Raw genomic sequence first — 24,918 nt, 5'->3', positions numbered from 1 at the left:
GGTTTCAGCCATCTTCCCGGATCTGCCGGCCGGTGAGTTTCAGGAACAGGTCTTCCAGGTTGGCGGGCCGGTGCAACGTGCGCAGGTGGTGGTGATCCCCGAGTGCCGCCAGCAGGGGCATGGCCTGCGCCGTGTAGAAGAACACCGTTTCGCCGCTGACTTCCACGCGCGCGGCCAGGGCGCGCAACGCAGCGTGTTCGTCGGCCTGGGCCAGTGCCAGCGCCCCGTTGCCATACACCTCCACCACATCGGGTTCCAGGTGCTGGGCGATCAGCTCGCGTGGCCGACCCTCGGCGATCTTGCGGCCGTGGTCCAGCACCAGCAGGCGGGAACAGAGGCGCTCGGCTTCGTCCATGAAATGGGTGGTCAGCAGGATGCTCTTGCCTTGCTGCAGCAGCATCTGCAGCCGTTCCCACATCAGGTGGCGGGCTTGCGGGTCCAGGCCGGTGGTGGGCTCGTCGAGCATCAGCAGCCGGGGATCGTTCACCAGTGCCCGCGCCAGCGACAGGCGCCGTTTCATGCCGCCCGAGAGCTCACCCGGTTTGGCCTGGGCCTTGTGCGCGAGCGCAGCGAAGTCCAGCAGCTTCGGGATGCGTTCGCGGATGGCGGCCGAGGGCAGGCCGAAGTAGCGGCCGTACACCAGCAGGTTCTCGGCGCAGTCGAAGTCCGGGTCCAGCGTGTCCATCTGGCTCACCACGCCCAGCTGGGCCTTGATGGCCAGCGCATCGCGCGGCATGTCCAGTCCGAAGGCGGTGATGGCGCCGGCGTCGGGCGCGGTCAGGCCCAGGCACATGCGGATGGTGGTGGTCTTGCCGGCGCCGTTGGGGCCGATCACACCCAGGCATTCGCCGGGGCCGATGGCGAAACTCAGGTCGTCCACCACGGTGCTCTCGCCATAGCGTTTGACCAGATGCCGGCACTCGAACAGGGCGTCTTTCATGTGCCGGCATTGTGCCCGCTCGCACAGGGGCGTGCAGGGCCGGCCCCTACAATGCAAGACCCGCCCACAGACCCGTTTCCCATGCCATTTGCCGTTGCCCTGCAGTACTTTTTCCCCAAACGCGCGCTCACGGTGTTCGGGGGCTGGGTCGCCAGCGGCCGCTGGGGCGGCATCACCCAGTGGATCATCCGCCGCTTCATCCGCAAGTACGGCGTGAACATGGCCGAGGCCGCCAACCCGGACCCACGGGCCTACCCCAGCTTCAACGAGTTCTTCACCCGCGCCCTGCGCGCCGACGCGCGGCCATTGGCGGATGCCGCCTTTGTCTGTCCGGTGGACGGTGCGATCAGCCAGTTCGGTGCCATCGCGCGTGACCAGATCTACCAGGCCAAGGGCCACACCTACAGCACGCGCGCGCTGGTCGGTGGTGACGCCGCGCTGGCCGCGCTGTTCGACGACGGCGCCTTCGCCACCATCTACCTCAGCCCGCGGGACTACCACCGCATCCACATGCCGGCCGCTGCCACGCTGCGCCGCATGATCCATGTGCCGGGCGATCTGTTCTCCGTGAACCCCGCCACCGCCCAGGGCGTGCCGGGCCTCTTCGCGCGCAACGAGCGCGTGGTCTGCGTGTTCGACATGCGGGTGGGCGAAACCACCGTGCCCTTCGTGCAGGTGCTGGTAGGCGCCACCATCGTCGGCAGCATGGCCACGGCATGGCATGGCGTGGTGAATCCGCCGCGCCCGGGCACCGTGCGCGAGTGGTCTTACGACAACAAGCCGGTGCACTTGCAGTGTGGTGAAGAAATGGGCCGCTTCCTGCTGGGCTCCACCGTGGTGCTGCTGTGGCCGCGCGACACCATTGCCTTCAGTGCCGAGTGGGCGCCCGGCAATACGGTGCGGCTGGGCGAGGCCATGGGCCAGTCGCTCTGAATTCCTCAAGCCTCTTCACCTTCTTTTTCTGGAGATTCTCATGACCACGCTGGGCACCCCTCTGTCTCCTTCCGCCACCCGGGTCCTGCTGCTCGGCTCGGGCGAGCTCGGCAAGGAGGTGCTGATCGCGCTGCAGCGCCTGGGCGTGGAGACCATCGCGGTCGATCGCTACGAGAACGCGCCGGGCCAGCAGGTGGCGCACCACGCGCGCACCATCACCATGAGCGACCCGGCGCAACTCAAGGCGCTGATCGAGGCAGAGCGCCCCGATCTGGTGGTGCCGGAGATCGAGGCCATCGCCACGCCCATGCTGCAGGAGCTGGAGGCCGCCGGTGTGGTGCGCGTGATCCCCACGGCGCGCGCCGCGCGCCTGACGATGGACCGTGAGGGCATCCGCCGCCTCGCTGCCGAAACGCTGGGCCTGCCCACCAGCCCCTACAAGTTCTGCGATTCGCTGGACGAGCTGCAGGCCGCCATCGACGGCGGCATCGGCTACCCCTGCATCGTCAAGCCGGTGATGAGCAGCAGCGGAAAAGGCCAGAGCAAGATCGACGGCCCGGCTGAAGTGAAAAAGGCCTGGGACTACGCGATGGCGGGTGGGCGGGTGGGCCCGGGTCGCATCATCGTGGAAGGTTTCATCGATTTCGACTACGAGATCACGCAGCTGACCGTGCGGGCGACAGGGGCAGATGGCGAGACTGCCACGCATTTCTGCGACCCGATCGGCCACATCCAGGTGAGCGGTGACTATGTGGAGAGCTGGCAGCCCCATCCCATGACGCCGAAGGCACTGGCCGAATCGCGCCGCATCGCCAAGGCGGTGACCGACGACCTGGGTGGCCTGGGCCTGTTTGGCGTGGAGCTGTTCGTCAAGGGCGATCAGGTGTGGTTCAGCGAGGTGAGCCCGCGCCCGCACGACACCGGCATGGTGACCATGATCACCCAGTGGCAGAACGAGTTCGAGCTGCACGCGCGGGCCATCCTGGGCTTGCCGGTGTCCACCGAGTTGCGCAGCCCGGGTGCCAGTGCCGTGATCTATGGCGGTGTCGACGCCACCGGCATCGTGTTCGACGGCGTGGACGAGGCGCTTCAGGTGCCGCAGACCGAGCTCCGCCTCTTCGGCAAGCCCGAGAGCTTCACCAAGCGCCGCATGGGTGTGGCGCTGGCGTACGACGCCGACGTGCAGAAGGCGCGCGACCAGGCCAAACTGGCTGCTTCGAAGGTCAAGCCACGCAAGGCCTGAGCTTTTTCGACTTTTTTCTGCATCCGGCTGCATCCAGAATCCTGGCTGGTGCGTAGTGGAAGCAGTGGCGCCTTTTGCGCTGCTGCCCACAACCCCAACCTTGAGGAGTTTTGCCATGATGTTCAAAGCCACCCTGGCCGCTGCCGCAGCGCTCGCCCTGACCGCCTGTGCTTCCCAGATGGGCGGTTCTTCCGCTCCGATGTATTCGCAGGCCAGCCTGCCCGACGCTGTGAAGGTGCCCGCCGGCCACAAGGTCGCCTGGGAAACCGTGGGCGTGGGCCAGATCACCTACGAGTGCAAGGTCAAGGCCAACATGCCGGGCCAGCACGAATGGGTTTTCGGCGGGCCTGATGCCAGGCTGCTGGACCGCAGCGGCAAGCAGGTTGGCAAGTACTATGGCCCGCCCGCCACCTGGGAAGCCATGGACGGCTCCAAGTTCACCGCCACCCAGGTCGCCGTGGCGCCCAACGGCGAAGGCAACATCCCGCTGCAGCTGGTGAAGGCCAATCCCGCCATGGGCATGGGCGCACTCAACGGCGTGACCTACACCCAGCGCGTGGCCACCAAGGGCGGTGTGGCTCCGAACATGCCGTGTGGCGCCGCGAACGTGGGCGCGAAGCAGGTGGTGCAGTACCAGGCCGACTACATCTTCTACAAGGCGTCCTGACGCCACAGCGCCGGTGGGGCCGACAGGGTCACCACCGGCGGCTGCCGATCGGCTAGTATGGCCGGCAGTTTCCCGCCACGGTTGCATCGCTGCGCCATGTGTCGGGCCCTGCGACCTTGCCCCGCCGTTTGCCCTTGCCCGAATCCGACGCCTTCGATCACGACGCCGAACTCGCCGCCTGCGCGCAAGGCGATCAGGGGGCCTTGCGCCGCCTGTACGAACGCGAGGGCCGTTACCTGCTGGGCGTGGCGCTGCGCATCGTTCGCGACCGCTCCACCGCCGAAGACGTGTTGCACGACGCTTTCATGAACATCTGGACCCGTGCCGCCACCTTTGACGCTCGCCGTGGCGCGGGTCGTGGGTGGATGTACGGTATCGTGCGCCACCGTGCGCTCGACGCCGTGCGCGCCGGTGCGCGCACCGTGTCTGTCGATGAAGACCAGCTGGACACGCTGGCCGACGAGGTGCCCGCTGCGCCCGACATGGCCGAGGCCTTTGCCGTGCGTGCCGATCTCGGCCGGCTCGACGACTGCCTGTCACGGCTGGACACGCCCAAGCGCAACTGCGTGCTGTACGCCTATCTCGACGGTTGCACCCACAACGAGATCGCTGAGCGCCTGGGTGCTCCACTGGGGTCGGTCAAGGCCTGGATACGCCGCGGGCTGGCGTCGCTGCGGGAGTGCCTTGCATGACACCGCTGGATCCGATCGACGAACTCGCGGCCGCCTACGTGCTCGGTACGCTCTCGGCCGAAGGCCGTCGCCATGTGCAGGCCCGCCTGCCCTCCGATGCCGCGCTGCGCGATGCGGTGGATGGCTGGGAAGGCCGCCTGCTGCCGCTGACCGCACTGGTCGATGCCGTGGAGCCTTCCCCCGCGTTGTGGTCGCGCATCGAGACATCGATTGCGCCGGCCAGCGCCCGGGCGCCAGTGCGTCCCCTGGCCAAGCCCAGCCGCTGGCAGAACTGGTGGAGCAGCCTGGGTTTCTGGCGCGCAGTGGCCGCCACCGGTTTCGTGGCCGCCTCGGTGGTCGCGCTGCTGCCATCCACCGGCCTGTTCGCACCCGCCGCGCCGCAGTACATGGTGGTGCTGGTGGCGCCCAATGGCACGGCACCGGGGTGGGTGGTGCAGACCCGAGGTTCGGACACGCTGCGGCTGGTGCCGCTGGGCACCACACCCGTGCCCGAACAGCGCTCGCTGCAGTTCTGGACCAAGGCCGACGACTGGAATGCCCCGGTCTCGCTGGGTCTGGTGGAGCCGGGCCAGCCGCTGGAGGTGAAGCTCGACAAGCTGCCGCCACTGGTGCCCAACCAGTTGTTCGAGATCACGCTCGAGCCCTACAGCGGCTCGCCCACCGGTCGCCCGACCGGGCCGATCCTCTACATCGGGCGTGCAGTCAAGATGACCTGAGTCTGGGCGTTCCTACTGGAACGCCACCTCCGCAAAGCTGCGCAGCTTGCGGCTGTGCAACTGGTCGGTGCCCCCCGCGCGCAGGATGTCGATGGCGCGGATGCCGATGCGCAGGTGCTGGTCCACGCGTTCGCGGTAGAAGTGGTTGGCCATCCCCGGCAGCTTGATTTCGCCATGCAGCGGCTTGTCGCTCACGCACAGCAGGGTGCCATAGGGCACGCGGAAGCGGAAGCCGTTGGCGGCGATGGTGGCGCTCTCCATGTCCAGCGCCACCGCGCGCGACTGCGAGAAGCGGCGCTGCGGCATGTTGTCGGGCAACAGTTCCCAGTTGCGGTTGTCGGTGCTCGCCACGGTGCCGGTGCGCATGATGCGTTTGAGCTCGGCCGGCGGCACGCCGCTCACGTCCGCCACGGCGGCTTCGAGGGCGAGCTGGATTTCCGCCAGCGCGGGGATCGGCACCCAGAGCGGCAGTTCCTCGTCGAGCACATGGTCTTCGCGCACGTAGGCGTGGGCCAGCACATAGTCGCCCAGTTGCTGGCTGGTGCGCAGGCCCGCGCAGTGGCCCAGCATGAGCCAGGCGTGCGGGCGCAGTACGGCGATGTGGTCGGTGATGGTCTTGGCGTTGGCCGGGCCCACACCGATGTTGACCATGGTGATGCCGCTGCGGTCTTCGCGCAGCAGGTGGTAGCCGGGCATCTGCGGCAGGCGCGGTGGTGCGTGGCCCAGTTCATCGCCATCCGCCGCCGCCAGGCCGGTGCGGCGCATCACCACGTTGCCGGGTTCGACAAAGGCGATGTACTCGCTGTCGGGGTCGGCCATCTCGGCGTGACCGAGCTTGATGAACTCGTCGATGTAGAACTGGTAGTTGGTGAACATCACGAAGTTCTGGAACCACTCGGGCGCCGTGCCGGTGTAGTGGCGCAGGCGCTGTAGCGAGTAGTCCACGCGCGGCGCGGTGAACAGCGAGAGCGGGTGCGATTCGCCCGGGCGTGGCTCGTGCGTGCCGTTGGCGATGCCATCGTCCATCGCAGTGAGATCGGGCAAGTCGAACACGTCGCGCATCTGCGCGCGGCGCAGCACGTCCATGCTGCCTTCCACGTGGTCGTGCTCGGCAAAGGAGAAATGGATGGGAATCGGCTGGGTGCTGGTGCCCACCTCCAGTTCGCCGCCGTGGTTGGCCAGCAACAGACGGAACTGTTCGAGGTAGTAGTCGCTGTACAGGTCGGGGCGGGTGAGGGTGGTTTCGTAGCGGCCGGGCCCGGCGACGAAGCCGTAGCTCAGGCGGCTGAGGGGCTGGCCCACCACGTTCTGGCGCAACACGCTGTGGGTGTGCAGGCGTACATAGGGGTAGCAAGCGCGAACGTGGGTCTGGGTGAAATCGCCGCCGGCGACGAAGTCGCGCATGGCCTGGCGCAGGAACTCCACGTTGTCCTGGTAGATGCGCTGCACCTGGGCCAGCGCCTCGGCGGGGTCCTTGAAAACGAGCGGTGCGGTGTAGGCGGGTGTTTTTTGCATGCGCTATTGTGGCGCCGCTGCAAGCCCCCGCGCGATCAGGGGCTGGGCAGCGGCCTGGCGGGTTCCCGCATGGTGACGAACTCCTCCGCAGCGGTGGGATGGATGCCGATCGTGCTGTCGAACACGGCCTTGGTGGCACCGGCCTTGAGCGCAACGGCGAAACCCTGCACGATCTCGCCCGCCTCGGCACCGACCATGTGCAGGCCGACGACGCGGTCGCTCTTTGTGTCCACCACCAGTTTCATGAGCGTTCGCTCGGTGCTGCCCGAAAGTGTGTGCCTGAGCGACTTGAACTCGCTGCGGAAGATGGTCACATCGCCATGCTGTTCGCGCGCCTGCGCCTCGGTGAGGCCCACGGTGCCGATGTTCGGGTGGCAGAAGACGGCGGTGGGCACGAAGTCGTACGACATGCTGCGTGCCGCCTTGCCGGCGACCGGGCCGAACAGGTGGTCGACCACGACCATCGCTTCGCCGAGCGCCACGGGCGTGAGCTGGATACGGCTGGTGACGTCGCCCACGGCCAGGATGGACGGCACGCTGGTCCGGTAGTGCTCGTCGACGATCACCTCGCCGCCCTTGCCCTGGGCCACGCCCACGGCCTCCAGGCCCAGGCCCTTGACGGTGGGAACGCGGCCGGTGGCGTAGAGCACGCCATCGGTGGTGATCTCGCCACCGTCTTTGAGTTTCACCCGGAGGCCATCGGCAGTTTTCGTGATGAAGGCTACATCCGCGCCCAGCCGCAGGTCCACGCCGGCCTTGATCATCTCGTTGGCCGCGAAGTGGCGGATCTCGTCGTCGAAGCCGCGCAGCACCTGCTCGCCGCGGTAGAGCTGCGTCACGGTCGAACCCAGTCCGTTGAAGATGGACGCGAACTCGCAGGCGATGTAGCCGCCGCCCACGACCAGCAGGCGCTGGGGAAAGGGCTCCAGGTCGAACATGGCGTTGGAGTCGATGACATGCTCGCGGCCTTCGAAGTCGGGCACGTGGGGCCGCCCGCCGGTGGCGATCAGGATGTGCTTCGCGGTGAGCCGCTTCTCGCCGGGCTCCCCGTTCAGCTTCAGCACGAGCGCCTGCGGGCCGTCGATGCGCGCGAAGGCGTTGAACACGGTCACGCCCGCGCTGGTGAGCAGGTTGCCGTAGATGCCGTTGAGGCGGCTGATCTCCTTCGCGCGGTTGGCTTTCAGCGTGGCCCAGTTGAGCACGGGCGCCTCGCCCTCCCAGCCATAGCCGTGCGATTCCTCGAACGCCTCGGCGTAGTGGGCGGCGTAGCTGTAGAGCTTCTTGGGGATGCAGCCCACGTTCACGCAGGTGCCGCCCAGGCCGCCGGTGCCCAGCATCTCGGCCAACGCCACGCGCGCGCCACGCTGGGCGGCCATGCGCGCGGCGCGCACGCCGCCGCTGCCGCCACCGATCACGAAAAGGTCGAAGTCGAAGTTGGAAGTGCTCATGGTAATAGGAGGTTTGCGGGTTCGAAGCCCTTGAGTTCCTGGCGGATGAAGTCGATGAAAGCGCGGGTGCGCGCGGGCAACAACCGGGCGTGGGGGTACACGACATGGATCGGCCGCGGGGCGTCCGCGAACGCGTCCAGCACGGTCTCCAGCGCGCCCGATTGCAGCAGCGGTGCCACCTGGTAGGAGAGGAACTGGCCGAAGCCCGCACCATCCGCACAGGCCTGCACGGCCGGCGCGATGTGATTGAACTCCAGGTTGCCGTTCACGGTGAGTTTGAAGGTCTTGCCACTTTCCCGGAAATGCCCCCAATGGGGGGCATACCCGACCAGTCGAACGCAGTTGGCCTTGAGCAGATCGTTCGGGTGCCGCGGCCGGCCATGCTCCCTCAGGAAGGCCGGGCTGGCGACGATGACGCGGCGGATCTCGCCCAGCGGCAGCGCGATCAGGCTGGAGTCCTCCAGGTGCGCGATGCGGATGCCGGCGTCCACCCCTTCCTCGAGCAGGTTGACCACCCGGTCCATCAGCATCACGCGGCAATGCACCTGCGGATACCGCTGCACGAATCGCGTGACGAGCGGGGCCACGTGCATCTGGCCGAACAGCACCGGGGCGGTGATGGTCAGGTGGCCGGAGGGTTCGCTGGCGTCGTCCTTCAGCGCGGCCTCGGCATCTTCCACCGCCGCGAGCAGCTGGCGGCAGCTCTCGAGGTGGCGCCGCCCTTCCTCGGTGAGCGAGATGCGGCGCGTCGTGCGGTTGAACAGGCGCACGCCCAGATCGGCCTCATACGCGGCAAGCGAACGCACCACCGCCGGCAGCGACGCACCCATCGCCCAGGCCGCTGCCGTGAGGCTGCCTGCGTCGGCGATCTGCACGAAAGTGGCCATGGCGCGAAATTTGTCCATGGGGCATTAAACCGATTTGTGGATCAGTCATGTGCTTGCAGGGGTATTTGTGAATATCGTTGCAGCAAAGAAGATGACGTCCTTCTCTTTCAGGAGCTCAACATGACACCCAGCATCCAGCTGTACCGAAGCGCCATTTCCGGCCATTGCCACCGCGTCGAACTGTTCCTCTCGTTGCTCGGGTTGCCATTCGAGACCATCGATGTCGACCTGCTGCAGAAAGAGCACAAGGCGCCCGCCTTCCTGACCATGAACCCCCTGGGGCAGGTGCCCGTGCTGCGAGACGGCGATCTCACCCTGAGCGATTCGAACGCCATCCTCGTCTACCTCGAAGCGCGGTACGCGGCGGGTCAATGGCTGCCGCGCGACCCGGTGGGGGCGGCGCGCGTGCAGCGCTGGCTCTCGCTGGCCGCTGGCCCCCTGGCGTTCGGGCCATCCGCCGCGCGCGTGGTGCAGCTGTTCAGACTGCCCACCGATCCGACCGACGCGATCACCCGGGCCGAGGGGCTGTTCCGGTTCATGGAGGCGGAACTGGGTCACGCGCCGTTCCTGGTGGGGGAGCGTGCCACCCTGGCCGATGTGGCGCACTACGCCTACGTGGCGCGCGCGCCGGAAGGTCTGGTGTCGCTGCAGCCCTATCCGGCCATCCGTGCCTGGCTGCAGCGCATCGAGGCCCTGCAGGGGTTTGTTCCCATGATCAAGTCGCCGATCGGGTTGGCGGCATGAGCGCAGTGCCGGGCCGCTCCCAAGCCAGCTCGCACCAAAGTCCGAAGGGCGCAGGTGTTCAGATCGCTGCCTTTCACGGTGGTGAACAGGCCATGCAGGCGCGTGCTGGTGTGCAGGCGCAGATGGCGCAGATCGGCCCCCGCGTGATGCGCGATCACATGCCCGACCAGCACCGCGAGTTCTTCGGCCTGCTGCCCTTTGTGGTCGTGGGCAGCATGGATGCACAGGGCCAGCCGTGGGCCAGCGTGCTGGCGGGTCCGCCGGGCTTCATGCAATCGCCGGACCCGACGCACCTGGCCATCCGCGCCCGTCCTCTGCCGCACGACCCGTTGAGCACCACACTGCACGAAGGCGCGCCGTTGGGGCTGCTGGGCATCCAGCCGCACACACGCCGGCGCAACCGCATGAACGGTACGGCGTGGCTGGAGGAGGGCGGTTTCATGGTGGAGGTGGGACAGAGCTTCGGCAACTGCCCGAAGTACATCCAGGCGCGCGAGCCGGTGTGGACGCCGGCGGCGGAGGCAGGGTTTGTGGACCATGACGGGCCGGGACTGGACGAGGCTTCACGCCGGCTGATCCGTTCGGCGGATACCTTCTTCATCGCCACGGCGCATCCGCAGAGCGGGAGCGCCGGCGAGCCGAGCCATGGGGTGGACGTTTCTCACCGCGGTGGACGGCCCGGGTTCGTGAAGATCGACGGCGAGCGGCTCACCGTGCCAGATTTCCTGGGCAACCACTTTTTCAACACGCTCGGCAACATCGCCGTGCATCCCCGGGCCGGCCTGCTGTTCGTCGACTTCGGGTCCGGCGACCTGCTGTACCTGGCCGCGCACGCCCGCGTGGTGTGGGACGGCGCCGAACTCGCGTCCTTCGACGGTGCCGAACGCCTGTTGCGCCTCGATGTGACCCACGTGCGACGCGTGCGCGGCGGCCTGCCGCTGCGCTGGGGGGCGGCAGGCGTGTCCCCGTACCTCGAAGGCACGGGGCACTGGCCACGCCGTGAAGACGCTCAGTAGGTGTAGACGCCGCGCCCGGTCTTGCGGCCGAGGTAGCCGGCGGCCACCATTTCCTTGAGCAGCGGGGCGGGGCGGTATTTGCTGTCGTTGAACTCGGCGATATAGACGTTCATCACCGCCAGGCACACGTCCAGCCCGATCATGTCCGCCAGTGCCAGCGGGCCGATCGGCTGGTTGGTGCCCAGCTTCATGCCCGCGTCGATGTCCTCCGGCGTGGCAATGCCTTCGGCCAGCACGAAGAAGGCCTCGTTGATCATGGGCACGAGGATGCGGTTCACCACAAAGCCCGGTGCGTTCTTCACCGTGATGGGCGACTTGCCCAGCGCCTCGGCCAGGGCCTTGACGGTGTCGTGCGTGGCGTCGCTGGTCTGCAGTCCGCGGATGATCTCCACCAGCGCCATCATGGGCACGGGGTTGAAGAAGTGCATGCCGATGAAGCGGTCCGGTCGCTGGGTGGCGGCGGCCAGCTTGGTGATGCTGATGGAACTGGTGTTGGTGGCCACGATCACTTCGGGCGCAAGCAGGCTGTCCAGCTGTTGCAGGATTTTGACCTTCAGGCCTTCGTTCTCGGTCGCGGCCTCGATGACCAGTTGCGCGCCTTTGAGGTCGTCGTAGTTCGTCGACCCCTGGATCAAGGCGAGCGCCTTGCCTTTGTCGGCGGCGGTGATCTTCTCTTTCTTGATCAGCCGGTCCAGGCTGCCGGCCACGGTGGCCATGCCCTTGTCGACGGCGGCCTGCGCGATGTCGACCATGACCACGCGGATGCCACTGGTCGCGCAGGCCTGCGCGATGCCATTGCCCATGGTGCCCGAGCCGATGATGCCGACGGTGTTGATGCGGTTCATGAAGACCTTGCTCCTGTTCAAAAAATCCGTGAAAACCCGGCGTCGCCGGCGTGTCTTTCCTAGGCGATGGTGCCTAACCGGGCACAGGGCCCTGTGCTACCTTGAATGTTGATTGTCGCGCACGCCCGCAAGGCGTTGCCCACTTCGGAGACACCATGTTCGACTACATCATCGTGGGCGGCGGGTCGGCCGGCTGCGTCCTGGCCTCCCGCCTGAGTGAAGACCCCGCCGTCCGTGTCGCCCTGCTGGAGGCCGGCCCGCCCGACAGCAGCGTGCTCATCCACTGCCCCGCCGGCCTGGCGTTGCTGGCGAAGAACGGCCAGGCCAACTGGAGCCTGCAGACCGTGCCCCAGCCCGGCCTGAATGGCCGGCGCGGCCACCAGCCACGCGGCAAGGTGCTGGGGGGGTCCAGCTCGGTCAATGCCATGGTCTACACGCGCGGCCATCCCCACGACTACGACAGCTGGGCCGCGCAGGGCAACCCGGGCTGGGCGTTCGCCGACGTGTTGCCCTACTTCAAGCGGGCCGAGCACAACGAGCGCGGCGCGGATGCGCTGCATGGCCAGGGTGGTCCGCTCAACGTCATGGATCTGCGCAGCCCCAACCCCTTTCTGCCCTCGTTCGTCGAGGCGGGCGTGCAGGCTGGTCACCCGCGCAACACCGATTTCAACGGTACGGACCAGGAAGGCGTGGGCGTCTACCAGGTCACACACAAGAACGGTGAGCGCTTCAGCGCCGCCAAGGCCTACCTCACCCCCCACCTGGGCCGGCCCAATCTGCGCGTGATCACCCACGCACTGACCACGCGCGTTCTGACGGAATCGGGCGAGCGCGGTCGGGTGCGGGCCGTGGGTGTGGAGTACCGCGACGATGGCGGACGCGGCCCCTTGCAAACCCTGCGCCTCAAGGACGGCGGCGAAGTGGTGCTGAGCGCCGGTGCATTCGGCTCACCGCAGTTGCTCATGCTGTCGGGCATCGGCCCGTCCGACCACCTGCGCGAGCATGGCATCGCACCGTTGCATGAGCTGCCCGGCGTGGGCCAGAACCTGCACGACCATGTGGACGTGGTCCTGGTGGTCAACGCGCCCAGGGCCAGAGAGCTGTTCGGCATTTCACCGGGGGGCCTGGCGCGTGTCATTCGCAGCATCTTTGAATGGCGCCGGCATCGCAGCGGCATGCTGACCACCAACTTCGCGGAGGCCGGGGGCTTCATCAAGAGCTCGCCCGCCGAACCTATTCCCGACCTGCAACTTCACTTCGTGGTGGGCAAGCTGGTCGACCATGGCCGCAAGACCGTGCTGGGTCACGGCTACTCCTGCCATGTGTGCCTGCTGCGGCCAAAGAGCCGGGGCGCGCTGCGGCTGGCCAGCGCCGACCCTCGGGTCGCACCGCTGATCGACCCGGCCTTTCTGCAGGATCCGGACGACACCGCGCGGCTGGTGCGGGGCTTCAAGCGCATGCGCGAACTGCTGCGGCAACCCGCACTCACGCGCCACGGTGGCACCGAGTCCGCTTCGTCTGCCCAGGCGCAGAGCGACGCGCAGATCGAGCAGTTCATCCGCGACCATGCCGACACCATCTACCACCCGGTGGGCACCTGCCGCATGGGGCCGGGTCCCCTGGATGTGGTGGATGCGCGGCTGCGTGTGCACGGCATGCGCGGCTTGCGCGTGGTGGACGCTTCGGTGATGCCGAGCGTGGTGGGTGGCAACACCAACGCCCCGGTGATCATGATGGCCGAGAAGGCGGTGGATATGATGCGCGAGGATCGCCACAACCCACCACAACAGCAGGACGACAAACATGATTCTGGAACACGCGGACATCCGCATCGACCCGTCGAACGCCTCGGCGTTTGAAGAAGCCATCCAGCGCGGTGCCAGCACCGTGATCGGCAAGGCCAAGGGATTCCGGGGCTACCAGGTGCAACGCAGCATCGAAAGCCCGGGCCGTTACCTGCTGCTGATCCAGTGGGACACCCTGGAGAACCACACCGTGGATTTCCGTGGCTCTGCCGCGTTCGCCGAGTGGCGCGCCATTGTCGGCCCCTTCTTCGCCCAGCCGCCTGTGGTGGAACACCTGGAGCTCGTGGGCCAGAGCTGAGAAGTGTGCGGGCCCGCGTGCCTGAGCCCTGGATGCCGTGGAACCGGCTTCGCCGGACCACAGGTATTGCCGAGGGCTACTTCTTCCTCATCAGCGTCGACTTGCCGAACAGGCTTTCGATCAGGTCCACCGCCAGCTCGGCGGTGCGGTTGCGCACATCGAGCGCGGGATTGAGCTCCATCACATCGAGCGACGCCAGCCGCCCGGTGTCCGCGATCATCTCCATGCAGAGCTGCGCCTCGCGGTAGGTGGGGCCACCCAGCACGGTGGTGCCGACGCCGGGGGCGATCTCCGGATCCAGGAAGTCGACGTCGAAGCTCACGTGCAGGTGGGTCTGTTCGTCCACGCCCTTGAGCGCCTGCTCCATGGTGTGGCGCATGCCCATCTCGTCGATGTAGCGCATGTCGAACACCTCCAGGCCCGCCTGGTGCACCAGGCGTTTCTCGCCTGGGTCCACGCTGCGGATGCCGATCTGCCGCACCGCACCGGCATCGATGGCAGGTGTGGTGCCGCCGATGCCGGTGAGCTCGGGTGGGCCCATGCCGCAGAGCAGGGCCACCGGCATGCCGTGGATGTTGCCGCTGGGCGTGAGCGCGGCGGTGTTGAAGTCGGCGTGCGCATCGAGCCAGAGCACGCGAAGTTTCTTGCCCGTCTCTCGGCAGTGCCGTGCCACCGCACTGATGGACCCCAGGCCCAGGCAGTGGTCGCCACCGAGCACGATGGGCAGGCGGCCGAGGGCGAGTTCGGCGTGCACCGCGTCGTGCAAGGACTCGTTCCAGGCCACCACTTCAGGCAGGTGGCGGTAGCCCTCGGCGGGCGGTTGCCAGGGATTGGCCGGGCCGTTCAGGTTGCCGCGGTCGACCACGCTCAGGCCCTGGCCTTCGAGCACCGTGGCCAGGCCCGCCACGCGCAAGGCCTCCGGGCCCATGGATGCGCCCCGGGCACCCGCGCCGATGTCCGTGGGAACGCCGATGAGGCTGATGTCGTTCTGCATCGCGATATTGTGAGCGAGTTGGCGCAGCGCTGCAGGCGCGGTGAACGACAATGCGCCCCTCATGTTCGAAACATCATCTGCCATCTGGTCGTCCTGTGGCCACGACCTGTTGAACCGCAACGAGCGCGGCTGGCTGACACCGACCGACGCCTACTGGCGGCACTGGCTCGCCCGGCCGGAGCTTGCACTGGTGGACGAGTCCTGCGCGGCGGAGCGCGCGCTGCATGCCGCCCTCATGGACCGCCCGACGCGCGCCGTGCCCTCGGCCGAACTCGATGCCTTTGAAGACGACGACGCCCGTGCCAACCACCGTCTGTTCCTGGGTTTCAGGGACGCGGTGATTGCGGCGGGCTCGCTCGAATCGGCTTACGCCGGGTTCTTCAAGGCCGGGGCCATCCAGGTGCCGCCGCTGTTTCTGGATCTGGTGGTGCAGGCCGTCGTGTGCCGTTTGCTGGAGGACGACCCGGATGCCTGGTCCTGGCGCGCGGCCGAGATGCTGTTCCGTCGTCAGCGCGTGAGTGTGCAGGACGGCCGTGTGCTCAGTGGCGACAGCGAGACGCTGGACATGCTCAACGAAACGGGTGGCCTGGGCGAGGTCGGCCGGCTGTTGTTGCAGGGCGGGGCGCCGCTGCCCGATGCGCAGATCGAAGTGCTGGGCGAGGGCAACGCGCAGCGCTATCTGCACAGCCGGGCAGGGGTGGGTCGCTTCAATTTCGTCCTCGACCTCACACACGAAGTCCAGAACGAATTGCCACATGGCCTCACGCTGACCATGACCCGGGCGCAATCGGGCCTGAAGGCCCTGGCCCGTGTGCTGGAGAAATGGGTGCGGCATTTTCACGGTGTCGACGTGGCGATCCAGGCCGAGACGCGGGTCGATGACCCGGCGTGGCGGTGGCACCTGGGGCTGGACGTGGAGTCGAGTGCGCTGCTGAACGATCTGTACCAGGGGGTGGACGTCGAGGCAGAGCGGCAGAGCCGCCTGATCAGCCTGTTTCGGCTGAACTTCGCCGATCCCATGGACATGCAGGCCGAGGTGCGCGGCAAGCCCGTCTACCTGGGGCTGGCCATGACGGCGGGGGGCCTGCTCAAGCTCAAGCCGCAGAACCTGCTGCTGAACCTGCCGCTGGCGCGCCCCGTCTGAGGCCGTCGCCGGCCGGCCTCACATGTTGCGGCGGTACTGCCCGCCCACCTCGAACAGCGCGCTGGTGATCTGCCCGAGCGAGCACACGCGCACGGCGTCCATCAGCACCTCGAACACGTTGCCGTTCTCGATCACGGCCTGGCGCAGGCGCTGCAGCATGGCGGGTGACTCGGTGGCGTGGCGGGCATGGAAGTCGGCCAGCCGCTGCAGCTGGTTCTGCTTCTCGTCGTCGGTCGAGCGCGCGAGTTCCAGCGTCTCGGGCGTGGGGTCGCCGTGCGGGTTGCGGAAGGTGTTCACGCCCACGATCGGGTACTCGCCCGTGTGCTTGAGCATCTCGTAGTGCATGGACTCGTCCTGGATCTTGCCGCGCTGGTAGCCGGTTTCCATCGCGCCCAGCACGCCACCGCGTTCGGCGATCTTCTCGAACTCCTGTAGCACGGCTTCTTCCACCAGCTCGGTGAGCTCGTCGATGATGAAGGCACCCTGGTTGGGGTTCTCGTTCTTCGCCAGGCCCCACTCGCGGTTGATGATCAGCTGGATCGCCATCGCACGGCGCACGGAGTCTTCCGTGGGCGTGGTGATGGCTTCGTCGAACGCGTTGGTGTGCAGGCTGTTGCAGTTGTCGTAGATCGCGATCAGCGCCTGCAGCGTGGTGCGGATGTCGTTGAACTGGATCTCCTGCGCGTGCAGGGAGCGGCCGCTGGTCTGCACGTGGTACTTGAGTTTCTGGCTGCGCTCGTTGGCGCCATAACGGTCGCGCAGCGCGACCGCCCAGATGCGGCGCGCCACGCGCCCGAGCACGGTGTACTCCGGGTCCATGCCATTGCTGAAGAAGAAGCTCAGGTTGGGCGCGAAATCGTCGATGTGCATGCCACGCGCCAGATAGGCCTCCACGAAGGTGAAGCCGTTGGACAGCGTGAACGCCAGTTGGCTGATCGGGTTCGCCCCGGCCTCGGCGATGTGGTAACCCGAGATCGACACCGAGTAGAAGTTGCGCACGTCGTGGTGCACGAAGTATTCGGCGATGTCACCCATCACCTTCAGGCTGAACTCGGTGCTGAAGATGCAGGTGTTCTGCCCCTGGTCTTCCTTGAGGATGTCGGCCTGCACGGTGCCACGCACGTTGGCCAGCACCCATTCGCGGATCTTGGCGGCTTCGGTGTCGGTGGGCTCGCGGCCGTTCTCGGCCTTGAACTTGTCCAGGTTCTGGTCGATCGCGGTGTTCATGAACATCGCGAGGATGCTGGGCGCCGGGCCGTTGATCGTCATGGAGACCGAGGTGGCCGGATGGCAGAGGTCGAAACCGCCGTAGAGCACCTTCATGTCGTCCAGCGTGGCAATGGAGACGCCCGAGTTGCCGACCTTGCCGTAGATGTCGGGACGCGGGTCGGGGTCGTTGCCGTAGAGCGTGACCGAGTCGAACGCGGTGGACAGGCGCTTGGCGGCCATGCCTTCGGAGAGCAGCTTGAAGCGGCGGTTGGTGCGGAAGGCATCGCCTTCGCCTGCGAACATGCGCGTGGGGTCTTCGCCTTCGCGCTTGAAGGCGAAGGTACCGGCGGTGTACGGGAAGCTGCCCGGCACGTTGTCGAGCATCAGCCACTTCAGGATTTCGCCGCGGTCCTCGTACTTCGGCAGCGCCACCTTGCGGATGACCGTGCCCGAGAGGCTCTTCGTGGTCAGCGCTGTGCGGATCTCCTTGTCGCGGATCTTCACCACGTACTCGTCGCCCGCGTAGGCCTTCTGCATGTCGGGCCACTGGGCGAGCAGCTTGCGCGCTGCGGGGTCCTGGTCGAGTTCGCGCACCTGGGCAAGGTCGATCACGGCTTCGGCGGCCCGCGCGCGCTCGGGCTTTTCCACCCGCAGCATGCGGGCACTCTCTGTCAGCTGCTGGATCTCGCGGGCCAGGCGCGCCTGTTCGATGGCCTTCTGCTTGTAGCCGCGCACCGTGTCGCTGATCTCGGCCAGATAGCGCGTGCGCGCCGGCGGCACGATGGGTGTCTGATTGGTGCTGTGGCGCACCTTCACCGTGGGCAAGCGACCTTCCTGCAGAGGCAGGCCGAGCTCGGCCAGGCGCAGCTTGAGCGCCTGGTACAGCGCGGTCACGCCGTCGTCGTTGAAGCGTGCGGCCATCGTGCCGAACACCGGCATCTGGTCGGGCGGTGTGCTCCAGGCTTCCTGGTTGCGCTGCACCTGCTTGGCCACGTCGCGCAGGGCGTCGAGAGCGCCCTTGCGGTCGAACTTGTTGATGGCGACGAAGGCCGCGAAGTCCAGCATGTCGATCTTCTCGAGCTGGCTGGCCGCGCCGAATTCCGGCGTCATCACGTACATGGGCAGGTCCACATGCGGCACGATGGCCGCGTCGCCCTGGCCGATGCCGGAAGTTTCGACCACGATCAGGTCGAAGCCCGCGCACTTGCAGGCGGCAATCACGTCGGGCAGGGCGGCGCTGATCTCGCTGCCAAAGTCGCGCGTGGCCAGGCTGCGCATGTACACACGCTGGCCTTCGCGCCAGGGGTTGATGGCGTTCATGCGGATGCGGTCGCCCAGCAGCGCGCCGCCGCTCTTGCGGCGCGACGGGTCGATGGAGATCACCGCCACGCGCAGCCGGTCGTCCTGGTCCAGCCGCAGGCGGCGGATGAGTTCGTCGGTGAGTGACGACTTGCCTGCGCCACCGGTGCCGGTGATGCCGAGCACCGGCACCTTGGTGGTCCTGGCCTTCTCGCGCAGGGCTGTAACCAGCGCCGCGTCGGCGCTGCCGTTTTCCAGCACGGTGATCAACTGGGCGAGCGCGCGCCAGTTCATTTCACCCTGTCCCTCGATGGCGGCCAACGCCTTGGGCGCGTAGGGGCTGAGGTCCTGGTCGCAGCGCATCACCATCTCACCGATCATCCCGGCCAGCCCCATCTTCTGGCCGTCTTCCGGGCTGTAGATGCGCGTCACGCCATAGTCCTGCAACTCGCGGATCTCGGCCGGCACGATCACGCCGCCGCCACCGCCGAACACCTGGATGTGCTCGCCGCCGCGGCGCTTGAGCAGATCCACCATGTACTTGAAGTACTCCACGTGGCCGCCCTGGTACGAACTGATCGCGATGCCCTGCGCATCTTCCTGCAGAGCAGCGGTGACCACCTCGTCCACCGAGCGGTTGTGGCCCAGGTGGATCACCTCGGCGCCCATGCCCTGCAGGATGCGCCGCATGATGTTGATCGCGGCATCGTGCCCGTCGAAGAGGCTGGCGGCGGTGACAAAGCGCACCTTGTGCGTGGGGCGGTAGTTGGCCAGGGCCTGGTATTCAGCGGCGAGGTTGCTCATGGGGTCTCTTTCCGGGAGCGGGAGTCGGGGCGGGCCTATTCGATGCGCAGGCCGGCCAGCCCGGGCTGGTCGGGTGGGTAGCGCAGGTTCAGCGCCTTGAGGGTGTCGCGCACGATGGTCGCGATCATGAGGTTGCGATGGGTCTTGGAGTCGGCAGGCACCACGTTCCAGGGGGCCCAGGGTGTGCTGGTGGTGGACAGCAGCGCCTCGTAGGCGCGCTGGTAGTCGACCCACTGCTTGCGGGCTTCGATGTCGCCGAAGCTGAATTTCCAGTGCTTCGTCGGGTCATCCACGCGCTCCTGCAGGCGCTGGCGCTGCTCGTCGCTGCTGATGTGCAGCATGAACTTGAGGATCACCGTGCCGGTCTCGGCCAGCAGGCGTTCGAAGTCGTTGATGTGCGCGTAACGTTGGGCGGTCTGCTGCGGTGTGATCCAGCCGTTGACCACCGGCACGAGCACGTCTTCGTAGTGACTGCGGTTGAAGACCATGGTTTCGCCCGCGCCCGGCATCTTCTGGTGGATGCGCCACAGGTAGTCGTGGTCGCGTTCGACTTCGGTCGGGGCTTTCCAGCCCACGGTGTGCACGCCCAGAGGGCTGGTGCGGGAGAACACGCCGCGCACGGTGCCGTCCTTGCCCGCGGTGTCGGTGCCCTGCAGCACCACCAGCAGCTTGAAACGGCGGTCGGCGTAGAAAAGGTCTTGCAGCCCGTCCAGCTCTTCGGCAAGCGCCTGCACCGCAGCCTGGTCGGTGGCCTTGCTGCCACTGGAAAAGGGCTTCGCGTCCGGCTTGAGCTTCTTGAGCGAAACCCTGGTATCCGTGCCCGGCTCGATCTGCCAGTCGCGCCACGGACCGCCCTTGCCCGCGTGCAGGGCCGCGCGCGGGAAGGGCAGGGAAGCGTCGTTCTGGCTGGGCATGCGGTCTCCGGGGAGGCGGTGGATGCGATTCTTCGCGCATCCTTCCAATTGACGTTTACGTAAACGTAATGTTAACCCGTTTCGCCAGAAAAAGGGGCGCCGAAGCGCCCCTGGGTGTTGGGTGGACCGTTCAGGTCACTTGTAGAGCAGCTGCGGCAGCCACAGACCGATCTGCGGGAAGGTGTAGAGGAGGACGATGGCCAGGATCTGGATGCCCATGAACGGCAGCATGCCCAGGAAGATCTGGTTCAGCGTGACGTGCGGTGGCGCGACACCCTTCAGGTAGAAGGCCGCCATGGCCACCGGTGGGCTGAGGAAGGCGGTCTGCAGGTTGAGCGCGACCAGCAGCCCGAAGAAGAGCGGGTCCACCTCGAAGTGCGCGAGCAGCGGGATGAAGATCGGCATGAAGATCACGATGATCTCGGTCCATTCCAGCGGCCAGCCCAGCAGGAAGATGATGATCTGGGTCATCACCAGGAACTCGATCTTGGTGAGGTTCATGCCCAGCACCCACTCTTCCACGAGAGCCTGCCCACCCAGCAGGGCAAAAGCGGCCGAGAAGATCGCCGAGCCCACGAAGAGCCAGCACACCATCGCCGACGTCTTGGCCGTGAGGTAGACCGACTCCTTGAGCACGGCGAGGTTGAGCCGGCGGTAGGCGGCTGCCAGCAGCATGCCGCCCAGTGCCCCCATGGCCGCGGCTTCCGTGGGCGTCGCCAGTCCGAGCACGATCGAGCCCAGCACCGCCAGGATCAGCAGCACAAGTGGGAAGAATGACGCCAGCAGCATCTTGAAGATCTCAAGCCGGGCGAAGCTGAGGAAAAGGTAGAACAGGGTGACGAGCGATCCTGCCACCGCGAACACCACCCACCACCAGGTGGGGGCGGGCTGCGTCGTCACTTCTGCTGCGGCGTCACCATCTCCCGCTTCGGCCTTGGCTGCGGCGGCTTCGCCAGCCGTGGTTTCCGGTGCCGCTTCCGCTTCGGCGCCGGGAGGCTCCTGCAGGCCGCCGGCCTCAGCCGGCTCGTCAGGGTCGGCTGGCGGCTCGGCGAGTCCGCCCGATTCGGACGGGGGGTCGGAAAGGCCGCCTTCGGACGGTGGTTCTGTCAGTCCTCCGCCTTCGCCAGCGCTGGAGCGGCTGGCACCGATCTCCTCGATTTCGTAGACCTCGTCGGGATGCACGGTGGTCACAGCCAGGTAGCTCGGGATCATGATGGCGGCGAAGATGATCGCGGGCAAGGCCACAAGGCCTAGCTGCTTGAGCAGGTGCGATATCGGGACGTCGCTGTTGCGGCGGCCCTTGAGCAGGCCGAGCAGTGCATGGGCGGTGGGGTCGCTGGTCAGGCGCTGCGTGAGCAGCGGCAGCGGAACCCGCCGCTCTTCGGCCGTCAAGGGGGGCGCCCATTGCGGTTTGAGCTTGGCCACGAGGATCACGTACAGGATGTAGAGCGACGCCAGCATCAAGCCGGGGAAGAAGGCGCCGGCGTACAGCTGCACTACCGACACCCCGGCCGTCGCGCCGTAGACGATCAAGAGCACAGACGGTGGGATCAGGATGCCCAGGCAGCCTCCGGCGGTGATGGCACCGGCCGCGAGCGGCACGCTGTAACCCGCACGAAGCATGGCAGGCAGCGCCAGAAGACCCATCAGGGTCACCACCGCACCGACGATGCCCGTGGCCGTGGCGAAGATGGTGCAGGTCACCAGCGTGGCAACACCCAGCGCGCCCGGCAGCCGGGCCATGGCCAGGTGCATGCTCTTGAAGAGCGACTCGATCAGGTTGGCCCGCTCCACGAGGTAGCCCATGAACACGAACAGCGGAATGGCGATGAGCACGTCGTTGGCCATCGTCTTGTAGGCGGACTGCACCATCAGGTCCAGCGTGCGCGTGACGTCACGCTCGTAGGCCATCCAGGTGAACAGCATGCCCATGCCCATGAGCGTGAATGCCGTGGGGAAGCCCAGCATGATGGCCACAACCACCAGCGAGAGCATCAGCAGCCCGAGGTGGCCGTTGGTGATGGTGTCGGCGCGCAGCAGCACCACAGCCGCCAGGACCACGATGAGTGCCATGAAGCTGAGACCGAACCAGAGTTCCTTGCGGAGCTTCATTTGTTTTTCTCCTGCGCGACGACCACGGCGTCGAGCGCAGCGATGTCTTCGTCTTTCACGTTCACCATTTCCTTGAGCTTGTCGACGTCCACTTCCTGCACGTCGTCCTCACGGGCCGGCCAGGCCCCGCTCTTAATGCACTGGATGCAACGCACGATCTCCACGAAGCCCTGCAGCAGCAGCGTGAAGCCGGCCAGCGGAATCACGTACTTGAAGGGGTACAGCGGAAGGGGGTCTGCCGAGAAGGTCTGTTCGCGGATGGCCAGGGACTCGCCCGCGTAGATCCAGCCCGCCCAGGTCAGCGCGATGATGCCGGGCAGGAAGAACACGATATAGAGCACCAGGTCCACGGTGGCCTGCGTGCGGGGCTGGAAGAACCCATAAAGCACGTCACCACGGACGTGCCCGTTCTTGGAGAGCGTATAGGCGCCGGCTGTCATGAACAGCGTGCCGTACAGCATGATCTGGGCGTCCAGCACCCAGGCGTGCGGGTTGTTCAGGGCGTAGCGCGAGAACACCTCCCAGCTGATCAACAGCGTGAGCAGCAGCGCGCACCAGGCGAAGACCTTGCCGATGAAGGTCGACAGCCGGTCCACGGTCCACAGGATGGATTGCATCGGAATTCCTCACCGGCGCGGATGAAAAGACCAAAAAAAGAGGGGCATCGCGCCGGCGCCATGCCCCTCTTTCAGCGTGAGAACCTCAGCTCTTCTTGCCGAAGTAGTGGTTGAAGGCCATCTTGTAGTCGACGGTGTAGTCGTTGTGCCACTGCCCGGCACGCTGCGCAAACGCCTTCTGCGAATCCAGCACCTTCTTGAACAGCGGGTTCTCGGCGGACTTCTTGGCGATCGTCTTGTCCCACGAGGCCAGTTGCGCACGCAGGATGGGGTCGGGTGTCTTGTAGAACTTCACGCCGTCCTTCTTCAGCGCTTCATAGTCCTGCGAGTTGCGGTCGATGGCTTTCCAGCTCATGTCGGCGCTGCTGGCCTCGGCGGCGTACTCGATGACGGAGCGCAGTTCGGCGGGCAGGCCAGCCAGCTTGGACTTGTTGAACAGGATTTCGAACTGCTCGTTGCACTGGTGGAAGCTCTGCAGCATGCAGTTCTTGGTCACGTCCGGGAAGCCGAGCACGCGGTCGCTGGAGGCGTTGTTGAACTCGGCCGCATCGATCAGGCCGCGGTCCAGTGCCGGCACGATTTCGCCGCCGGGCAGCGGGTTGACGGCCACGCCCATGTCGGTGAACACGTCCACGGCCAGCCCCACGGTGCGGAATTTGAGGCCTTTCATGTCAGCCACTTTGGCCACCGGCTTCTTGAACCAGCCCAGCGGTTGGGTGGGCATGGGGCCGTACAGGTAGGAGACCACGTCCAGGTTCAGGCTCTTGTAGATCTCTTCCATCAGCGCCTTGCCACCGCCGTACTTGTGCCATGCCAGCACCATGTTGGCATCCATGCCGTAGCCGGGGCCGGAGCCCCACAGCGCAAGGGCGGAATTCTTGCCATACCAGTAGGCGACCACACCGTGGCCGCCGTCGAGTGTGCCCTTTGCCACCGCGTCAAGCAACTGAAACGCAGGGACCACGGAGCCCGCAGGGAGCACCTCGATCTTCAGGCGATTGCCGGCCATGTCGTTGACCTTCTTGGCAAAGTCCTGTGCGTACTCGTGGAAGATGTCCTTGGCCGGCCATGTGCTCTGGAAACGCAGCGTCGTGGTCTGCGCGGTGGCGATCATCGGCACGGACATCGCGCCGGCCGCAACGGCAGCACCCTTGAGCATGCCGCGGCGCGAAGTGACGGTCTTCTTGTCAGTCATCTGTTGTCTCCAGTCTGGGTTGATGAGCCGCCGATGATGCGCCCAAGGTGCCCTTTGCGTGCGCAGGGTTTTCACCGACCAGTGAATAGGCGACGGGTGCAAGCCATTGTTTTTTAGGGAGCGGGCCGCAAAAACGGGCGTGAAAATACTTTCAGCACCCTTTGAAATTTGTGTGAGCCGGCTCATGCATGATCGCGAGCTCACGCGACCACACCACTTCGAAGACGATGAAACCGATCCAGCTGTTCGACCCCGCCTCCAGCACCTACACCTATGTGCTGTTCGACCAACTCAGCCGCGAGGCCGTGATCATCGATCCCGTGGACGAGCAGATCGAACGCGATCTCGCCACCCTCCGGGAGTACGGGCTCAAGCTGGCCTGGACGGTCGAGACCCATGCCCATGCGGACCACATCACCAGCGCCGGCCGGCTGGCCGAACTCGCGGGCGCCAAGACCGCCGCTCCTGTGGGCTGCGGCATCGGCACCGCCGGCATCCAGCTCCAGGATGGCGACATCCTGGATTTCGGCGGCGAGCGGCTCAAGGCCTTGCACACGCCGGGCCACACCGCCGGCAGCATGAGCTTCGTCTGGCGTGAGCATGTGTTCACGGGTGACACGCTGTTGATCAATGGCTGCGGCCGCACGGACTTCCAGTCAGGCAGTGCCGAGGCGCTTTACCGCAGCCTGACCCAGGTGCTCTTCACGCTGCCGGACGACACCATCGTCTGGCCGGGCCACGACTACCAGGGGCGGTCCTGCTCCAGCATCGGGCGGGAGAAGACCACCAACGCGCGGGTGGCGGGAAAGACCGAGGAGGAATTCGTGGCTCTGATGAATGCACTGGATCTGCCGCGTCCGCGTCGCATCGATGAAGCCGTG

20 protein-coding genes and 2 pseudogenes are annotated in these 24,918 nt (G+C 66.5%); 11 read left to right on the top strand and 11 right to left on the bottom strand.

The window, feature by feature from the left end; genetic code table 11:
• Positions 1–4: 4 nt before the first annotated feature.
• Entirely contained in the window at positions 5–940 is a 936-nt protein-coding gene (locus J2X09_RS20215) for an ATP-binding cassette domain-containing protein (RefSeq protein WP_204735072.1), read from the bottom strand.
• Between the two features lie 81 nt (positions 941–1,021).
• Here J2X09_RS20215 and asd point away from each other — a divergent pair, with 81 nt between their 5' ends.
• The 5 genes from asd (at position 1,022) to J2X09_RS20190 (ending at position 5,191) form a co-directional block, all read left to right on the top strand.
• Positions 1,022–1,873 carry an archaetidylserine decarboxylase gene (gene asd, locus J2X09_RS20210; protein ID WP_204735071.1) on the top strand — a complete coding sequence of 284 codons (852 nt, stop codon included), beginning with the start codon at positions 1,022–1,024 and terminating at the stop codon, positions 1,871–1,873.
• Between the two features lie 40 nt (positions 1,874–1,913).
• On the top strand, positions 1,914–3,116 hold the full coding sequence (gene purT, locus J2X09_RS20205) for a formate-dependent phosphoribosylglycinamide formyltransferase (RefSeq protein ID WP_204735070.1): 1,203 nt from the start codon (positions 1,914–1,916) through the stop codon (positions 3,114–3,116).
• 115 nt (positions 3,117–3,231) lie between these two features.
• Entirely contained in the window at positions 3,232–3,783 is a 552-nt protein-coding gene (locus tag J2X09_RS20200; protein ID WP_204735069.1) for a DUF3455 domain-containing protein, read from the top strand.
• 134 nt (positions 3,784–3,917) lie between these two features.
• Entirely contained in the window at positions 3,918–4,475 is a 558-nt protein-coding gene (locus J2X09_RS20195; protein WP_204735068.1) for a sigma-70 family RNA polymerase sigma factor, read from the top strand.
• Positions 4,472–5,191: an anti-sigma factor gene (locus tag J2X09_RS20190; protein ID WP_204735067.1), complete on the top strand. Its 720-nt coding sequence runs from the start codon at positions 4,472–4,474 to the stop codon at positions 5,189–5,191. The genes J2X09_RS20195 and J2X09_RS20190 overlap by 4 nt, the downstream gene beginning before the upstream one ends.
• Before the next feature lie 12 nt (positions 5,192–5,203).
• Here J2X09_RS20190 and J2X09_RS20185 read toward each other — a convergent pair whose 3' ends face one another.
• The 3 genes from J2X09_RS20185 to J2X09_RS20175 are packed head-to-tail and all read right to left on the bottom strand — an operon-like array spanning position 5,204 to position 9,059.
• Positions 5,204–6,706, bottom strand: a complete 1,503-nt coding sequence (locus J2X09_RS20185) for an AMP nucleosidase (RefSeq protein WP_204735066.1) — start codon at positions 6,704–6,706, stop codon at positions 5,204–5,206.
• A gap of 35 nt (positions 6,707–6,741) precedes the next feature.
• On the bottom strand, positions 6,742–8,154 hold the full coding sequence (gene gorA / locus J2X09_RS20180) for a glutathione-disulfide reductase (RefSeq protein ID WP_204735065.1): 1,413 nt from the start codon (positions 8,152–8,154) through the stop codon (positions 6,742–6,744).
• A complete protein-coding gene (locus tag J2X09_RS20175) occupies positions 8,151–9,059 on the bottom strand; it encodes a LysR family transcriptional regulator (RefSeq protein ID WP_204735064.1) in 909 nt (302 codons plus the stop codon). Before J2X09_RS20175 ends, gorA begins: the two co-directional genes overlap by 4 nt.
• Before the next feature lie 102 nt (positions 9,060–9,161).
• On the opposite strand from J2X09_RS20175, the gene J2X09_RS20170 reads away from it, so the two are divergent.
• Complete coding sequence (locus J2X09_RS20170) at positions 9,162–9,785, top strand: glutathione S-transferase family protein (RefSeq protein ID WP_204735063.1); 624 nt, start codon at positions 9,162–9,164, stop codon at positions 9,783–9,785.
• Between the two features lie 92 nt (positions 9,786–9,877).
• A complete protein-coding gene (locus J2X09_RS20165; RefSeq protein WP_310309146.1) occupies positions 9,878–10,801 on the top strand; it encodes a pyridoxamine 5'-phosphate oxidase family protein in 924 nt (307 codons plus the stop codon).
• Here the strand turns inward: J2X09_RS20165 and J2X09_RS20160 are convergent.
• Positions 10,795–11,646 (bottom strand): 3-hydroxybutyryl-CoA dehydrogenase, encoded by an 852-nt coding sequence (locus tag J2X09_RS20160; protein WP_204735061.1) that lies wholly within the window; start codon positions 11,644–11,646, stop codon positions 10,795–10,797. The two genes, J2X09_RS20165 and J2X09_RS20160, sit on opposite strands and share 7 nt — an antisense overlap.
• A 155-nt stretch (positions 11,647–11,801) precedes the next feature.
• On the opposite strand from J2X09_RS20160, the pseudogene J2X09_RS20155 reads away from it, so the two are divergent.
• Positions 11,802–13,409, top strand: a pseudogene (locus tag J2X09_RS20155) (GMC family oxidoreductase); the annotation flags it as partial.
• Positions 13,410–13,449: 40 nt separating this feature from the next.
• Positions 13,450–13,749 carry an antibiotic biosynthesis monooxygenase family protein gene (locus J2X09_RS20150; protein ID WP_204735059.1) on the top strand — a complete coding sequence of 100 codons (300 nt, stop codon included), beginning with the start codon at positions 13,450–13,452 and terminating at the stop codon, positions 13,747–13,749.
• A 76-nt stretch (positions 13,750–13,825) separates the two neighbouring features.
• Here the strand turns inward: J2X09_RS20150 and rocF are convergent, their stop codons facing one another.
• On the bottom strand, positions 13,826–14,743 hold the full coding sequence (gene rocF, locus J2X09_RS20145) for an arginase (protein ID WP_204735146.1): 918 nt from the start codon (positions 14,741–14,743) through the stop codon (positions 13,826–13,828).
• 61 nt (positions 14,744–14,804) lie between these two features.
• Here rocF and J2X09_RS20140 point away from each other — a divergent pair, with 61 nt between their 5' ends.
• On the top strand, positions 14,805–15,887 hold the full coding sequence (locus J2X09_RS20140) for a DUF6352 family protein (RefSeq protein WP_204735058.1): 1,083 nt from the start codon (positions 14,805–14,807) through the stop codon (positions 15,885–15,887).
• A gap of 18 nt (positions 15,888–15,905) precedes the next feature.
• Here the strand turns inward: J2X09_RS20140 and icmF are convergent, their stop codons facing one another.
• From icmF to J2X09_RS20115, 5 genes are all read right to left on the bottom strand, one after another.
• A complete protein-coding gene (icmF, locus tag J2X09_RS20135; RefSeq protein ID WP_204735057.1) occupies positions 15,906–19,199 on the bottom strand; it encodes a fused isobutyryl-CoA mutase/GTPase IcmF in 3,294 nt (1,097 codons plus the stop codon).
• Between the two features lie 35 nt (positions 19,200–19,234).
• On the bottom strand, positions 19,235–20,113 hold the full coding sequence (locus J2X09_RS20130) for a PPK2 family polyphosphate kinase (RefSeq protein WP_204735056.1): 879 nt from the start codon (positions 20,111–20,113) through the stop codon (positions 19,235–19,237).
• A gap of 135 nt (positions 20,114–20,248) precedes the next feature.
• Positions 20,249–22,225, bottom strand: coding sequence for a TRAP transporter large permease (locus tag J2X09_RS20125; protein WP_204735055.1), 1,977 nt, complete (start codon positions 22,223–22,225; stop codon positions 20,249–20,251).
• Entirely contained in the window at positions 22,222–22,842 is a 621-nt protein-coding gene (locus J2X09_RS20120) for a TRAP transporter small permease subunit (protein ID WP_204735054.1), read from the bottom strand. Before J2X09_RS20120 ends, J2X09_RS20125 begins: the two co-directional genes overlap by 4 nt.
• Before the next feature lie 85 nt (positions 22,843–22,927).
• On the bottom strand, positions 22,928–24,037 hold the full coding sequence (locus J2X09_RS20115; RefSeq protein WP_204735053.1) for a TRAP transporter substrate-binding protein: 1,110 nt from the start codon (positions 24,035–24,037) through the stop codon (positions 22,928–22,930).
• 188 nt (positions 24,038–24,225) lie between these two features.
• Between J2X09_RS20115 and J2X09_RS20110 the strand changes: the two are divergent.
• A pseudogene (locus J2X09_RS20110) lies at positions 24,226–24,765 on the top strand (MBL fold metallo-hydrolase); the annotation flags it as partial.
• Positions 24,766–24,918: the final 153 nt, after the last annotated feature.

The sequence above is a fragment of the Hydrogenophaga laconesensis genome (assembly GCF_031457235.1).
Taxonomy (GTDB): Bacteria; Pseudomonadota; Gammaproteobacteria; order Burkholderiales; family Burkholderiaceae_C; genus Hydrogenophaga; species Hydrogenophaga laconesensis.
The sequence above is the reverse complement of the archived record's forward strand: the minus strand, read 5'-3'. Positions and strand labels throughout refer to the sequence as shown.